A 16,180-nucleotide genomic window follows, 5' to 3' on the forward strand; every position below is an offset into this window, starting at 1 on the left:
AAATTTTCAATAGGTTTGCCCCCACAAAAGCTATCATTATATGAAGAAAATTCTTTTAACGGTTGTGTTAGCCGTTACTATGGCGCGCAGCTTCGCCGATGAGGGTATGTGGCTGCCGCTATTGCTTGGCCAACAAGTGTATAACGATATGGTGAAGCGCGGTTTAAAGCTAACCAAGGAACAGTTATACAGTATGAACAAGGCCTCTATTAAAGACGCCATTATCATTTTCGGTGGGTTTTGTACCGGCGAAATTGTAAGTAACGAAGGGCTCATTTTTACCAATCACCACTGTGGTTACGATGCGGTGGCTACTGCCAGCTCGGTAACCAACAACTATCTCAAAAATGGTTTCTGGGCAAAAAGCAAAGCGGAAGAAATTCCTTCGGCCGGATTATATGCAGAATTCTTAACCAAAATTGAAGACGTTACTGCCGAAGTACTTGATTCTGCCAAAGGATTAAGCGGATTGGAGCGCGTGGCTAAAGTTACTGCCGCTACAACTGCCATCAACAAGCGTTACTCCGATGAATCAACCAGCACCATCGCCCGTGTAAGTTCTCTGTTCAAGGGCAATCAATACCTGGTATTTGTTTACCGCCGTTATTCTGATGTAAGGCTGGCAGGTGCTCCGCCCGAAAGCATTGGTAAATACGGCGGCGATACTGATAACTGGGAGTGGCCTCGTCATACCGGCGACTTTTCTGTATTCCGTGTTTATATGAGCAAGGATGCAAAACCAGCAGCTTATTCTCCTGAGAATGTTCCTTTAAAACCTAAACATTTTCTGCCGGTTTCTATCAAAGGCATTAAAGATGGTGACTATGCCATGATCTATGGTTATCCGGGCGGCACCAATCGCTACGAAACTTCATATGGCATCAAACAAAAAATCGACATTGACAATCCCACGCTGGTAAAGCTGCGCGATATGCGATTGAAGTATATGTTTGAGCAGATGAAAAACGATCCATCTATCAAATTGCAACTGGCTGCTGATTATGCTTCTATCGCCAACTACTGGAAGTTCTTTGACGGCGAAAGCAAACAACTGATCAAATACAATGTATACGATCAGAAAAAAGCAGCAGAAGAGAAGTTCCAGGCATGGGCAAATGGCAAACCGGAATTTGAAAATATTTTTAAAGAATGGGGAACTGCCTATGACCAATGGCGTCCTTATTCAAAACATCGCATGTATATAAACGAGGGCATTTTCGGATCACCGTTGTTAGCCTTTGCGGCTTCACTACAACAGGTTGAGAATGCCATTGTGAAAAAAGGAAGCTCAGCAGATATTAAAAAAGCATTGGAAGTAGCTAAAGAAGCAAGAGCTGAATTGTTGAAAAGCGAGAACAAAGCATCTGATCAGAATATTGTGGCAGCTGTGCTGATGATGTATTACAATGATGTTGATAAAGCCCAACACCCCATTGGTTTTTATGATGGCGTTAAAGCTAATTACGGTGATCTGAAAGACGAGCTTACCTATAAAAAATACGCCGCCAGTATTTTCGCCAACACCATGATACTGGATAATGCCAAATGGGATGCTTTCAATAGTAATCCTGATGCTACGGTATTGCAAGCTGATCCGGCATATGCAGTAGCCAGCGCTTTTTTGAAGAACTGGCAAGGCAAGTTTATGCAGAATTACCAGCAATTCAATACAAAGAACAATGAGTTCGGCCGTTTGTACCTGAAAGGAATCATGCAAAAGGATACGGTAAAAGCTAAGAAAATGTATCCCGATGCCACTTTCACTATGCGTGTTAGTTTTGGTAATGTGAAAAGTTATAATCCCCGCGATGCCGTTCATTACGACTATGTAACTACCATGAAGGGCATTTTGGAAAAATACAAACCCGGCGATTATGAGTTTGATCTGCCTGAAAAATTACTGGAAGTTGCCCGGAAAAAAGATTTCGGACAATACATCGATAAACAACGCAATGACCTGGTGATCGGGTTTATTACAACCAACGATATCACCGGTGGTAACTCCGGTTCGCCCGTAATTGATGGCAGCGGTAACCTTATTGGTTTGGCGTTCGATGGTAATTATGAAGCATTGAGCCATAAAATCTCATTCGATCCTGTTTATAACCGCACCATTTGTGTTGACGTTCGCTATGTGTTGTGGTGCATTGATAAATTGGGTGGGGCTACTAATCTTATTAACGAGTTGAAGCTGGTAAGGCAATAACCAACGACTAAAAGATTAAAAGGGTGATCCGCTAACTTACGGGTCACCCTTTTTATGTTTATGCATTGTTATTTTCATTCTGCCTTCGTAATTGTATTCGCGGGAATGCAATTCTTTCGTTTATTTTGCACTTCAACACAAGTTATAAATGGAAGAACAAAACAGTTCAGATTTATTAAATGAGGTTCAGAAGGAAATGTATGTTGACCCGGTGCCACGGGGTGTACGGTTTGTCAATTACGTCGTTGACCAGGTTGTTATGGGCGCCATTATTAATGCCGGTACGTATGCTTTTAAATATGTAGTAACCAGCAGAGGTGAAAACTATAAGAACTATGTAATTTTTCAGGAAACCATGTCGGGATTAATGGCCCAGTTTGCACTTTCGCTTGTGGTTATATTTTTTTATTATTTGATTTTTGAGGCTGTTACCAAAGGCAGAACATTTGGTAAAATATTAACCGGAACAATTGCTATTACCCAGGATGGCAGTCCATTTACATTTAAGCATGCGCTAATGCGTACATTATGCAGGTTAATACCGTTTGAAGCATTTAGTGCGTTTGGCTACCTGCCCTGGCACGATAGCTTATCAAAAACAGCCGTGGTAAGAAAGACCTGGTAATAATAAAGATAAAGGCTTCAAGCCAAAAGCTAAAAGCAAAAGGCATAACGCAAAATATCCCGCGTTATGCCTTTTGCTTTTAAACCCGATTTGCTTTCAGCATTAGGCTTATAGTTTTCAGCTTTTCTCAATGCACATCCTCTTTCCTGGGTCTTATAATTAACCGCAATGTTGGGTCGTTGGTCATAAACGACCAGAACCAGCTAAAGGCAAGTTTTACTTTATTGCGGAAACCAATTAATGGAATGATGTGAATGAACAACCAAACCAACCAGGCGCCGAAACCTTTGAAGAACAATTTAGGAAGGTCTACCACCGCCTTGAATTTAGAAATGATGGCCATGCTGCCCTTATCGTTATATGCGAAGGGTTTCAGCGGGTTGTTATTTGCCTGCCTGATTAAGTTTTCTGCCAGCAATTGTCCCTGCTGAATAGCTACCTGCGCTAACTGCGGATGTCCATTGGGGAAATTCTTATCCGTAGATTGAAAGCAAATATCACCCAACGCAAAAATATTTTTCATGCCCTGTACTGTATTGAATTCATCAACCAGTATCCTTCTGCCGCGGGTAATAGCTGTAGCTGGTAATCCGGGTACTTCCCTGCCGGTTACACCAGAGGCCCAGATCAGCACATTGGTCTTTATAGTTTGTCCGTCAGATAAGTAAACGGTATCATCTACATAATCTTTAACGGCGGTATTGGTGATCACATGCACGCCCAGCTTTTTCAGTACGTTAGTGGCTTCCTGCTGCGATTTTTCGCTCATGGGTCCCAGCAATACCTTACCGGCATCGATGAGGTACAGGTATGTACGGAGGTTTTTTATTTCGGGATATTCTTTCAACGCAATGTTACGTCCCAGCTCGGCCAGCATACCGGCTAATTCAACACCGGTTGGCCCTCCTCCGGCAATCACGATATTCAAATGCTTTTCTTTTTCTTTAAGATCGTCGGTGCGTACTGCCTGTTCCATATTCAGCAGTAAATGGTTGCGCAGGTTAAGGGCGTCATCGATGGTTTTCATGGGCAACGAATTTTCTTTTACGCGCTCCATGCCAAAATAATTGGTCTCAGTGCCCAGGGATAATACCAGGTAATCATAATCCACTACGCCGGTATCTGTTTCAATATTATTTTTGTCGGCATTCACTTTCAGCAAAGCGCCCATGTGAAACCGCAGGTTGGTTTTCTTTTGAAATAACCGGCGAAATGGGTAGCTGATATTCGAGGGCTCAATAAAAGCAGTAGCTACCTGGTATAACAGCGGTGGAAAAAAGTGATAATTATTCTTATCTACCAGGGTGATGTGAAAACGGCTGTCTTTTGAAAGTTTTTTGATAAGGTTAATGCCGGCAAAACCGCCGCCGACAATAACGACTTTTTTTACTGGTTGTTCCATAACTCATTCTTCTTATTAACTTTAATAAACAATTATGCTCCTTATTTGTATAATGAGCACCTATTCGCCTAACTAATTTTTCTGGTTATGGCAAGTATTGATAAAGCAGGGATGGAGATTGATAGACTACGCAAAGGTCGTTACTATTCCTGAAATAGCATAAAAAACATGCCCGCTTTATACCCCATTTTTCAACCGGTTATTGGGTATAACAGGCTTTAGCTTTGAAGTTCAGTATAATTTGATTTGATCAGGGGGATCACCTCTTCTATAATTTGCTTAAATGCATGGATCTGGTTTGCCAGAATCGGGTATTCCGGTTCCGTCCATTCGGCTTTCTCTATTTGTTCTGCAATACGGGCTGCAGTAAAGATGTTCAAATTATTGAGGGATGATTTCATGCGATGCGCCACGAATTTCACTTGTTTAATATTCTTTTCCTCAAATGCCTGATCCAGGTTCGCAACACCTGTCATGGTTTCGTTGATGAATACCTGCAGCATCTTTGCGATGAACTTCTCATCACCGCGCGTGATTTGTTTCAGTTTTTCCAGGTCGTATAACGGCGTATCATTAACAGTCGTAGTTTTTGGAGGGGCGAAATGGGTTTCGCGGCCAAGCCATTTGGCTATCAATCGTATCAGGTCTTCTTCTTCAAAAGGCTTACTTAAGTAATCGTTCATGCCTGCTTGAATACACTTTTCCATTTCGCCTTTTACAGCATTTGCCGTTAGTGCAATGATGGGAATATTCGATTGTATCTCCTTTCGAATAATCCGGGTGGCTTCCAGGCCATCCATAACCGGCATTTGAATATCCATTAATACAATATCGTACTTGTTGTTTCGGATGGCGTCTACGGCTTCAACGCCGTTCACCGCTTCTGAAATGGTTGCGCCATATTGATTCAATATGGTTTCTGCCACTACCCGGTTCATTTCATTATCTTCTACCAGTAAGATTTTTTTATCGGTCAGAATGTGGGCCTCCACATTGCTGTTATCTTTTTTGGGCAGATCGGTATCTGTTCCTTTTGCAAACGACAATAGAATGTTTACCTGCGTGCCTTCGCCCTTTTTACTTTTTACGGTTATCGATCCGTTCATCAGTTCAACCAGTTGTTTTACGATGCTCATGCCGAGGCCTGTTCCGCCGTAGCTCCGGGCAATGCTTTCATCTTCCTGACTGAATTTATTAAATAGGTTTTTTAAATAAGCTTCATCCATGCCCTTGCCCGTATCACTGATGATGATTTCCAGTTCCTGTGCTTCAGGCTGGTTTTTCTTGATCTGGCATTGTAAAGTAACTCTGCCGCGTTTGGTGAATTTTATAGAGTTGCTTAACAGGTTTATCAATACCTGGTTTATGCGGAAAGGATCGCCTTTTAATACTTTGTTTACTTCAGGCGCCACCGAAACCTGAAATATTAATCCTTTTTCCTCTGCTTTTAATTTCAGTACGCGGCTGGTATTGGTTATCAGGTCATGCATATTGAAGCCGATTTCTTCGAGGGTCACTTTTCCGGCTTCTAATTTAGAAAAGTCGAGAATATCGTTAATGATCACCAGCAGGTTTTCTGCGGCGGTGCCTACGATCTCTAAAAAGGATTGTTGTTGTTGATTGAGCGTTGTTTTTTGTAATTGTTTGCTCATGCCCAGGATAGCGTTCATGGGCGTTCTTATTTCATGGCTCATATTGGCCAGGAAAAGATCTTTGGCATGGACTGATTTTTCGGCTATCTGTTTCGCTTCCATCAGTTGCCGTTCGAGTATTTTTTGCTGCGTAATATCCAGGTGAATGCCAATAGAGCCTATATGTTGTTGTTTGTCGTTATATAATGGAGCGCCGCAAACCAGCCACCAGTTGGCATCGCTGTGTTTGGTTTTTACATTCATTTCATATGCATCAGACAATCCCTTTTGCCGTAAACTGTTCTTTTCATCTATTATTTCTTTATACTCATCTTTCACAAAAAGGTCGGCTGCGTGTTTGCCAATAATCTCATGTTCTTCATAACCGCTCATTAAACAAAAACTCTGGTTCACATACCGGATCTTTTCTTCCAGGTCAACCTCTATGAGCCCCAGGTTCATATTGGCAATGATGCTCCGGTATTTTTCTTCCTGTTTTTTGAGTTTGATCTCCGAACGCTTTCTTTCGGTAATGTCGTTATATGTCCATAAGTGTCCGCGATAAATATCATCAATAAATAAAGGAATGTAATTTCTTTCAAGTACCCGGCCATCGGCCATTTTCAGTTCTTCGTTATTAACAGGCTTTCGTTCTTTTAAATAGGTAGCAGTATTGCTTAAAAATTCATCAGGATATTTAAAACACTGGGCACTGCTTTCGTACAGTTCAGTACATTCAATGCCAACCAGTGTTTCAGGGGAGCCAGGGTAAGCAAAGAAATCGGTAAATTTTTTATTGGTGAGCACTACCTTTCCATCTTCATCTTCCAGCAATACCCCGGTTTGCAGGTTAATGAGCAGATGCGAGAGCCGGTTGGCTGTAGCTGTTAATTCGTTCTGGGTGTTTTTGAAGTTCTGAATATCTGTAAGTGTGCCAATGATGGTAAGAGGTTTTCCATTTTTGGTTTTACTGATCACGCCGCCACGGTTGAGGATCCATTTCGTTTTTCCATCTTTAAGTTTAACGCGATATTCAACACAGTGCCTGGTGATTTCGCCACTCATGTATTGGCGGAAAGTTTCAATTGCTATATGCCGGTCCTCTTCCAGAATAGTACTCCACCAGATCATATTTTCTTTGCCTTCAAATACATTGGCGTTCAGGTCGAGGATCGATTTTTCATTGATAGCAAAGGTCATGGTCCTTGTAGTGAAATTATATTCCCATACATTATCGTCAATGGTCGATAATGCCATGCGCAATCGCTTCTCAGATTGTTGCAGCAGATCGTCGGCTTTCTTTTTTTCCTGCAATTCGTGTTCAAGGTAATTAATAACGTCCGACAGATCATCTGTATCGTTATAAAAGGCATTAGTGCCCTTGAATTTATTGATGGTTTCTTTTAATTGCTGAATGGAAGCGTGTTTAAGCTTTGCCTCTTTTTTTAGTTTTTCGTTAATGTGCATGTATTCATTTTCACTGCAGGCAAAAGCATGATTGAATAGCTTTTTATCCCTTTCATATTCTTCATAGGAGTCATGCACTGCCTGAATAAACCGGGCAAGATTTTCCTGCAGAATATAATCTTCAGGAAGGTACTTTTTGATTTGCCGTTCAAGCAATTTATTGAAACCCATATCACAATTATAACTCGTCAAAGGTGGTAATAGTCATTGTTTGGTTATGTAATTCGCATTTCGCGTTTTCATTAAAGGGGGAAATTTCTCCATAAGAGTAAAATCCGGTCAATAATGTTTTGTTGCCAAATGTTTCGGCAACTGCTTCCACTTCTTCCTCTGTGCGTTTGCCTAAAACAGCTTTTCTGCCTACACAACTAATCAACAGGGCCAACTGAGGTGCTGACGTTAATTTTTGAAAAGCCTGGCCCGCAGCGTGGGTAGCAGCGTCAACCAGTTTATCAAAATTGGCTTTCATGAACCGTACTTTTGATCCATTGGGAATATCCCCTGCAAACACCATACTGCCAGTTTCCTGGTCAATGGAGAGTATGGTTCTAACAATAGGAGCATCGTCATCATTTATTTTAATACCCAGTGGAAACAGTAAGGCCGAGCCTGGTAATTCATCCGCATACGGACCGAGGTAGGTCTTGTACAGGTCCAACGCTTTTTGCCCTTCTATTTCAAACAACTGGTTGTCGACTGCTTTGGTAACCGTACGTTCGGGACCAAAAATTTCCCAGCCGCCCATGGATGCATGAGAAACTACAAAGTGTTTACCGTAAAAAGGAATGGCGACAATGTTGCCGTTAGAAGGTTTTTCATTAAGGCCAACAACGGTTGATTGAAAATTAGTGCCGTCCCCGGCAAGGCCACCCGTAACCGGCACCCGGTTATTCACCAGCTCATTAATGCCACGAACCAGCTCACTGCCGTTTACATTGCTGCCGTCTGATATGATCAGAATGTATGAAAGGTTTGTAAAATTGATCAGCCGGATCAACGCTTTACCAGCCTCATAGCTGTTTTCGTAATCACGAATATTTACAGCAACGGGGTGAATGGATGTTTTCTCCAATTCAATGGCTGCAACTGACACGGAATTATCGTTCACCCGGTTGTTTATTATTTCTCCTGCCGTGGAGCATAAGACGATATGCGCGCCTGGAAATTGCGATTTAAGCTCTTCGTATACAGGTTGAGTACTGATAATCTCTCTTTCGCCAAAGCCCAATACCAGCTGTGTTTTAGTAAGATCGGCCATAGCGTTTTTACTTTGCGGTTGCAATTTATTGTCGTCGAATAAAAAGAGAGTCGTTTGCATATGGAAAGCGTTTAAAGGTTAAATAATCATTTAAATGTGTTGGTTATATGATTAATATTTGCGCAGGCAATTAGAAAATTGCCTCGTAACAAAACGTAAGGTGAAACATTTTATTCACATACAAATGCAGGCCATATGGGTTAACCCTTATTTAATTTAGGCTAAATATTTAAAACAGCAACTTTGTTGTTTTACTAAGTTATCCTGAATTGATGGTTCTGGAAAGGATATACAGTATAACCGTGAGTTTATTGACATATGTCAATAAGGATATGGGTTTGAGTTATATGGAAACTATTAATTAATGACTGTAGTTAGTACGTGCCAGACGGTATTTAAGAAGGGAAATTATTCCATAAGGCTTAGTAGTTTGTTTTTATGCTTCATGGCCGCACGATAGCCAGCCTCATAAATTTGATCAGCTTTATTAACATCGAACATCCCGAACTCGTGCAACTCCGGTTCAATAAATACATGCAGGCTGGGTACTTTGCTGTACACCGTTGGTGCAATGGCCATGTGAAAACATTTTTCGATCATATTCATTTTACCGATGCGTTTTCCATTGCCGAGGCCTTTGGGAATTTTATTCACGTTACAACCGATGAGCACATCGCATTTTTTCTCGAGGGGTTCAACCGGGAAGTTATTAAGCAGGCCACCGTCGACCAACACGTGATCGTCTATTTTCACCGGTTCAAAGATGGCGGGTACAGAAGCGGACGCGATCACCGTGTCAATGAGATTGCCTTTGGAAAAAGTGATGGCTTCATTATTGGCAAAATCGGTAGCGGTAATAAACAGTTTTTTGTTCAGGCTTTCAAATGAGTTCTCTGGTATGTACGTTTGTAAAACTTTGCGTAGCACCTTCATGGAAAAAAGGCCGTCTTTATTCAATAAAAAGCTCGACCAGCCAAAGTAGGAATTCTTTTTAAGGATATCCCGGATCTTTTCGGGAGAATGGCCGGCAGCATAGAAAGCGCCCACGATAGCGCCCGCGCTTACGCCTGAGATGGCATATGGTTGAATTTGTAATTCTTCCAAAACCTGCAATAAACCCAAATGTGCAAACCCACGAACCCCGCCACCGCTTAATACAATACCTGTTTTTACCATCAAATTGAATATTTATGACCGGGGCCTAAAGTATGCGCTTTTGACGTTAATTGCAAGAACGGGGTTGAATATTTTATACTTCGGGATTTGTAATGCCTGTTGAGCGAATTTCCCGGTGATAAAGCGATCTGAACAATTGAGACAGTAGTAAAAAGAATAAAAAGGAAGTAAAAAATGTAAATGGATCGCGAGAAAAGTTAAATAATGACAGAGGAATTTTTACTGATGCACAAAATAATTTTTGATGGTGGCAGAAAAAATTAAATGGGGTCGCAAAAAAATAAACCGGTAGCAAAAGTTTTTTTCTGGTGCAGTAAAAAATAGAAGTGGGTCAGAAAAATTTTAAGCGATAGCAGAAGAATTTTATTGATGCGCAGGAAAAATTTTGTGATGGCAAAAAAAATTAAATGGGGTCACAAAAAAATAAACCGATAGCAAAAAGTTTTTTTCTGGTGCAGTAAAAAATAGAAGTGGGTCAGAAAAATTTTAAGCGATAGCAGAAGAATTTTATTGATGCGCAAGAAAAATTTTGGTGGTGGCAAAAAAAATTAAATGGGGTCGCATAAAAATAAACCGGTAGCAAAAAGTTTTTTCTGGTGCAGTAAAAAATAGAAGTGGGTCAGAAAAAATTTAAGCGATAGCAGAAGAATTTTATTGATGCGCAAGAAAAATTTTGGTGGTGGCAAAAAAAATTAAATGGGGTCACAAAAAAATAAACCGATAGCAAAAATATTTAATGCTTTATTTTATAATTTCTATAATAAGACATATGTACAAATTAGTTGCTTTATTCGATTTGTGATCGATAGGAGTCCGATATAAATAATCCTGATCGTATTTGCTTGCAAACGTTGTCGGGAACGATTGCACAGAAAAAAGCGGTTTCCCCAGCTCGTTTTATTTTTAACTGTTACTATCTTACATACACGATATTTAATAGGTTCTAACGATTGCTTGTTTATTTTTTTTGCCCATTTTAATTTGTACCCACCCTTTTTAATACCATCCCCCCTTTATCCATTTTCTTTAATCAACCGGGATGTATGTCCTGTTGATTTGCCATTTACGATTGCTATTTATTAACGACAAACATGCTTCCAAATGAAAAAAACAACCATTTGCATGGCGGTACTTGCCATTGCAATTTGTACCTGCACAATTTCATGTTCCAAATCGGTCAGCTCTGACAAAGCTTCTACATCCCATGAAACCGGCGATGACCGGGTTATAACCACTGAAGCCGCTTTCGGCATTGCCGGCTTTGCTACACAAAACGGTAACACAACCGGCGGACAAGGCGGTTCCACCGTTACTGCTACCACCTATGCTCAGTTAAAAAGTTATCTCGAAAGTTCTACCACGTATATTGTACGGGTAGACGGACGAATTTATAACGGGGTAAAAGGCGGACGCATTAATATAAATTCAAACAAAACCCTGTTGGGTGTTGGTACTGCAGGGTTTTTAGATGGTGTTGGTTTGAATATTTCCAGCAAAAGAAATATTATTATCCAAAACATTAAGGTCACGCTCACTTCTATTACCGATCGCAGCGATCCAGCAGTTTATGATCCGGATGGTGATGAAGGTCTTCCCCAGATCATTGTAAATGGCGGCGACTGTATTTCCATCCAGGGTAGCAGTTCAAACGTTTGGATTGATCATTGTGAACTGTATAATACAGACCCAACAGTTCAAACCAACAAAGACCTGTATGACGGACTGATAGATATTAAAAATACCAGCCAGTACATTACTATTTCCTGGAATTATTTCCATGACAACCACAAAACCCATTTGATCGGTTCTTCTGATTCAGATATTTCTGATCGGAAATTGACTTTCCATCACAATTATTACCGGAACATAGGCTCACGGCTGCCGCTGAACCGGGGCGGCGTGGCACATGTGTATAATAACTATTATAATGTGATCAGGGGCTCAGGCATTGACTCCCGCATGGGCGCCTGTGTTCGCGTAGAGAACAATGTATTTGAGACCGCGAAGAGTCCAATTATCGCAAGCGGATCTACCCTGGGTAAATACCAGGTGCTTGGTAATACATTCTCTGGCATTACCGGTACCGCAGCGCCAACTTCTTCTACCTGCACCTTTACACCGCCCTACTCTTATTCACTGGATGCAGCCAGTGCGGTAAAGTCGGGTGTAATGTCTGGCGCGGGCATTGGAAAAATATGATCGGGGAGGTAAAGCTTTTAGCTTAAATTTATGTGTCAGCGTAGTTGCGGACAGGCGTGTGCCTGCACGCAGCTATGCTTTTTATTTTAATAGAAAAATACAACATGACCACCTTTAAGACATTTGGTTTATTACTGTTATTTACTGCATATACAGGTAGTACAATTGCCCAATCCGGTCTGCCCTGGAAAGGGAAAAAATGCGCCGTAGTGTTAACTTATGACGATGGACTGGATGTGCATATTACAAACGCCCTTCCTGCATTGGATTCACTGGGTTTAAAAGGGACCTTTTTTATTGCCAATTACAATGGTGGGTTGCAAAAGCAAATACCAGCATGGCGGGCAGCCGCAGCACGTGGTCATGAACTGGCCAATCATACCCTGTTTCATCCTTGTGAAGGCGGGCGGCCCGGAAGGGAATTTGTCTCTGCCGATTATGACCTGAACAACTATTCGATGCGAAGAATAACGAATGAGATCCTGGCCATGAATGCTGTTCTTACCGCCATCGATGGAAAAACCAACAGGACCTTTGCCTTCCCCTGTGGTGATAATAAAGTGCACGATACTGCCTATATTGATTCTTTGCAAAAAGACTTTGTGGCGGCACGCGGTGTAGCCGGTATGATACCTACGATCGATAAAGTAAATATGTACGATTTTCCTGCTTATGGGGTATTCAATCATTCAGGCGAAGCCATGATCCAATGGGTAAAAGAAGCTGAAGCAAAACAGGGGTTGCTGGTGATCCTGTTTCATGGCGTGGGTGGTGGTCATGGTTTGAACGTTTCACTACCAGCTCATAGTCAATTGTTACATTATTTAAAGCAGCATGAAAAGGATATCTGGGTAGCACCCATGATAGAAGTAGCAACGTTAATTAAGGACCAACAAAAGAAAGGTAAATAGCGTAAACCTGCTCCTATGTACAGGTAGTGAATAACTGATGCGATACAAACTTGTTATAATTTTCAGCAATTCGTAACATTACATAGATTTTACAAGCACACCTTGTGCCTCGTACATTATTAATGACTGCGAACCAACTGAAAATATTAGAAGTAAAGCTATGGCAGGCGGCAGATAAGCTGCGGGTAGATAGTAGCCTGAAAGCAAGCGAATATGCCACGCCTATTTTGGGTTTGATCTTTTTGCGATTTGCATCTATCCGGTATAAAAAAGTTAAGCCTGAAATTGATGCTGAATTAAAGGCCCCGAAGAACAAACTACTTCAACGTAACGAACATGAAATAGCCATTGAGAAATGTGGATTTTATTTACCTCCTGAAGCTGAATATGAATATCTGCTAGCGCTGCCCGAACAAAAAGATATCGCAAAAGCTATTAAGCAGGCGATGGAAAAAATTGAGCTCTACAAGCCGGAATTGAAAGGGAACTTGCCAAAAGATGAATATTTTAAATTGGTAAGTCAGCATGATAAAAGCCTGCCTAAATCGTTACTGAAGATCTTTGCTGATATTCCTGAAGACGCTACCGGCGATGTGTTTGGAAAAGTATATGAATATTTTCTGGCCGAATTTGCTTTGAGCGAAGGTCAGGGTGGCGGAGAATTTTTTACGCCTACTTCGGTTGTAAAATTGATGGTTGAAATTATTGAACCTTATAAAGGAACCATTTTTGATCCGGCATGTGGTTCGGGAGGTATGTTTGTGCAAAGCAACCAGTTTATTGATCGCCGAAGAGAAGAGTTGCACGAAACCGATGCCAAAGATTTAATGGTATATGGTTGCGAGCGAACCCCTGAAACGGTGAAGCTGGCCAGAATGAACCTGGCGGTAAACGGATTGCGTGGTGAAATAGTAGCTGCCAACAGTTATTATGATGACTGCTTTAACAGTTATCAGAAGTTTGACTATATAATGGCCAACCCCCCATTTAATGTAGATGATGTAAACCTCGATAGGGTAAAAGGCCAACAACGCTTTAGTGAATATGGCATACCGCAAAATAAAAGCAAGGGCGCCGGCAAAAAAAGTGAGGCTGTTACTATTGTTCCTAATGCCAATTATCTATGGATAAATTTGTTTGCTACTTCGCTGAAACCTAAAGGTCGTGCCGCGCTGGTAATGGCTAACAGCGCCAGCGACGCAAAAAACAGTGAAGCTGAAATAAGGCAAAAAATAATTCAAAGCGGGGTTATTGATTGCATGCTCACTTTACCCAAAAATATGTTTTACACAGTTACCTTGCCGGCTACGCTGTGGTTCTTTGATAAGGGTAAATCGGATGCTAGACCTACGATTTTATTTATAGACGCAAGAAATATCTTCAGGCAGGTTACAAGAGCGTTAAGAGAATTCACTGACGAACATATACAAAATATCGCAACTATTGTCAGGCTATACCGGGGAGAAACAACGCGGTTGACAGAACTTATAGCGAAATATAAACAGCAGGCTGCTGAATTTGAAAAGCGAGCCGCCATACAATACGAGGTAGTCAAAAAAGTAAAAGCACAAAAACCCGAAAATGAAAAGGAGATAAAGCGTTGGGAAAAAGGGGTGCAGGAGGAAGAAAAAAATTATGAGACTTTACAAGCCAGGCATATGTATTTTGAAGGTCATATAGCGTGGTTGAATGAACGGTTCCCAAACGGTGTATATGAAGATGTAACCGGTTTGTGCAAGGCAACTACCTTACAAGAAATTGAAGAACAGGATTGGAGCCTGAACCCCGGTCGTTATGTAGGGGTGGTGATGGAAGAAGATGGAATTACGGAAGATGAGTTTTTGGAAGAAATGCAGAAAAGGCATCATGCTTTACAGGCTTTAAATAAAAAGGCAGTTGATTTGGAAAACCAGATTGCGGTAAACTTCAAATCGATTTGTAGTTAATGCCCGGCTCAATACAATTATATCAAACCGCTATTGAAATTATTGATGGGGATCGGGGAGCGAACTATCCAAAACAGCAGGACTTTTCTGGAAATGGGTTTTGTATTTTTTTAAATACCGGGAATGTAACAAAGGAAGGCTTTGATCTGGCAAAATGCGTTTTTATTTCAAAAGAGCAGGATCAGCTTTTAAGAAAAGGTAAGTTAAACAGAAACGATCTGGTACTTACCACAAGGGGAACGGTAGGAAATATCGGGTATTATAAAAAAGAAATAGATTATGAGCATATCCGTATTAATTCGGGAATGGTAATTATCAGGTCAGATGAGCAGGAATACGATAGCCATTTTTTATATTATGTTTTTAAGAGTTCCTATATACAGGAGCAGTTGCAGCTTTTTTCGAGTGGAACTGCACAACCCCAATTGCCCATTACTGACCTTAGGAGGATTAGCATTCCAATAATTCCTTTAACTATTCAAAAGCACATTGCTTCCATCCTAAGTGTATATGATGAATTAATAGAAGCAAATAATAAGCGTATTAAACTACTGCAGGAAACAGCATGTGAGTTGTACAAGGAATGGTTTATACGAATGCGCTTTCCGGGGTACAAAAAAAAGAAGTTTGTAAAAGGTATTCCAAATGAGTGGAAACATGTTCCCATTGGAAAAGTGATTGACTATACTATTGGTGGCGGGTGGGGTAAAGAAAAAGGAGATAATCAATTTCCGGTTCCTGGTTATGTTATTCGTGGTACCGATATTCCTTCTATCCGTTCAGGCGTTGTTAATCATGAAGTGTACAGATTTCATAAAGCTTCCAGGGTGCAATCGAGAGTATTAAAAGAAGGGGATATTGTTTTTGAAGCAGCAGGCGGTAGTGAAGGCCAGGCGTTGGGAAGAACCTGTTATATTTCAAATGAAATTTTGGAAGCCTATGGCGATAAGGTACTTTGTGCCAGTTTTTGTAAACTAATTAGAACAGAAGCAATCCCATCTCTTTATTTATATTACTTTCTCAATTATCTCTATGATACTGGCATGATCGAAACATTTCAAACTCAATCCACCGGAATTAGTAATTATCAATTTGAACCCTTCCTTAAATTCCAGGAGATCTTGCTGCCCGATGAAGAGTTAATGAACGACTTTCATAAAAAAACATTGCCTATTCAAAAGCAAATAGCCTTGTTAGGAACACAAAACACCCAGCTACGACAAATAAGGGATAGATTGTTGGTGAGGTTTTTAAGTGGGAAGTTGGTGATTAATGGGTAAGGGTTACTGAAGCTTAAAGGTGTTTGCTGATGCAAAGATTTAATCTCACTTGCGGGATTATTTTGAAGTAGTATATTAC

At 40.9% G+C, this 16,180-nt stretch carries 10 protein-coding genes; 6 read left to right on the forward strand and 4 right to left on the reverse strand.

Features of this window, described 5'->3' with window-relative positions:
- Positions 1-40: 40 nt before the first annotated feature.
- Both FAM09_RS18110 and FAM09_RS18115 read left to right on the forward strand, forming a co-directional pair.
- A complete protein-coding gene (locus FAM09_RS18110; RefSeq protein ID WP_136578554.1) occupies positions 41-2,206 on the forward strand; it encodes a S46 family peptidase in 2,166 nt (721 codons plus the stop codon).
- Between the two features lie 148 nt (positions 2,207-2,354).
- Positions 2,355-2,831, forward strand: coding sequence for an RDD family protein (locus FAM09_RS18115; RefSeq protein ID WP_136578555.1), 477 nt, complete (start codon positions 2,355-2,357; stop codon positions 2,829-2,831).
- A gap of 127 nt (positions 2,832-2,958) precedes the next feature.
- On the opposite strand, the gene FAM09_RS18120 is transcribed toward FAM09_RS18115, so the two are convergent.
- The 4 genes from FAM09_RS18120 to FAM09_RS18135 all read right to left on the reverse strand — a co-directional run bounded on the left by FAM09_RS18120 (position 2,959) and on the right by FAM09_RS18135 (position 9,765).
- Positions 2,959-4,233, reverse strand: a complete 1,275-nt coding sequence (locus FAM09_RS18120; protein ID WP_136578556.1) for an NAD(P)/FAD-dependent oxidoreductase — start codon at positions 4,231-4,233, stop codon at positions 2,959-2,961.
- Positions 4,234-4,451: 218 nt separating this feature from the next.
- Entirely contained in the window at positions 4,452-7,502 is a 3,051-nt protein-coding gene (locus FAM09_RS18125) for a PAS domain S-box protein (protein WP_136578557.1), read from the reverse strand.
- Between the two features lie 7 nt (positions 7,503-7,509).
- Entirely contained in the window at positions 7,510-8,649 is a 1,140-nt protein-coding gene (locus FAM09_RS18130; RefSeq protein WP_136578558.1) for an FIST signal transduction protein, read from the reverse strand.
- Positions 8,650-8,997: 348 nt separating this feature from the next.
- A complete protein-coding gene (locus FAM09_RS18135) occupies positions 8,998-9,765 on the reverse strand; it encodes a patatin-like phospholipase family protein (RefSeq protein WP_243751734.1) in 768 nt (255 codons plus the stop codon).
- Between the two features lie 1,101 nt (positions 9,766-10,866).
- Here FAM09_RS18135 and FAM09_RS18140 point away from each other — a divergent pair.
- The 4 genes from FAM09_RS18140 to FAM09_RS18155 all read left to right on the forward strand — a co-directional run bounded on the left by FAM09_RS18140 (position 10,867) and on the right by FAM09_RS18155 (position 16,101).
- On the forward strand, positions 10,867-11,964 hold the full coding sequence (locus FAM09_RS18140) for a pectate lyase family protein (protein ID WP_136578560.1): 1,098 nt from the start codon (positions 10,867-10,869) through the stop codon (positions 11,962-11,964).
- A gap of 104 nt (positions 11,965-12,068) precedes the next feature.
- Complete coding sequence (locus FAM09_RS18145) at positions 12,069-12,875, forward strand: polysaccharide deacetylase family protein (protein ID WP_136578561.1); 807 nt, start codon at positions 12,069-12,071, stop codon at positions 12,873-12,875.
- A gap of 104 nt (positions 12,876-12,979) precedes the next feature.
- The gene (locus FAM09_RS18150) at positions 12,980-14,821 is read left to right on the forward strand and encodes a type I restriction-modification system subunit M (protein WP_208025601.1); all 1,842 of its coding nucleotides are present in this window, start codon (positions 12,980-12,982) and stop codon (positions 14,819-14,821) included.
- A complete protein-coding gene (locus tag FAM09_RS18155; RefSeq protein ID WP_136578562.1) occupies positions 14,821-16,101 on the forward strand; it encodes a restriction endonuclease subunit S in 1,281 nt (426 codons plus the stop codon). Before FAM09_RS18150 ends, FAM09_RS18155 begins: the two co-directional genes overlap by 1 nt.
- Positions 16,102-16,180: the final 79 nt, after the last annotated feature.

This window comes from Niastella caeni, from assembly GCF_004834005.1.
GTDB lineage: Bacteria > Bacteroidota > Bacteroidia > Chitinophagales > Chitinophagaceae > Niastella > Niastella caeni.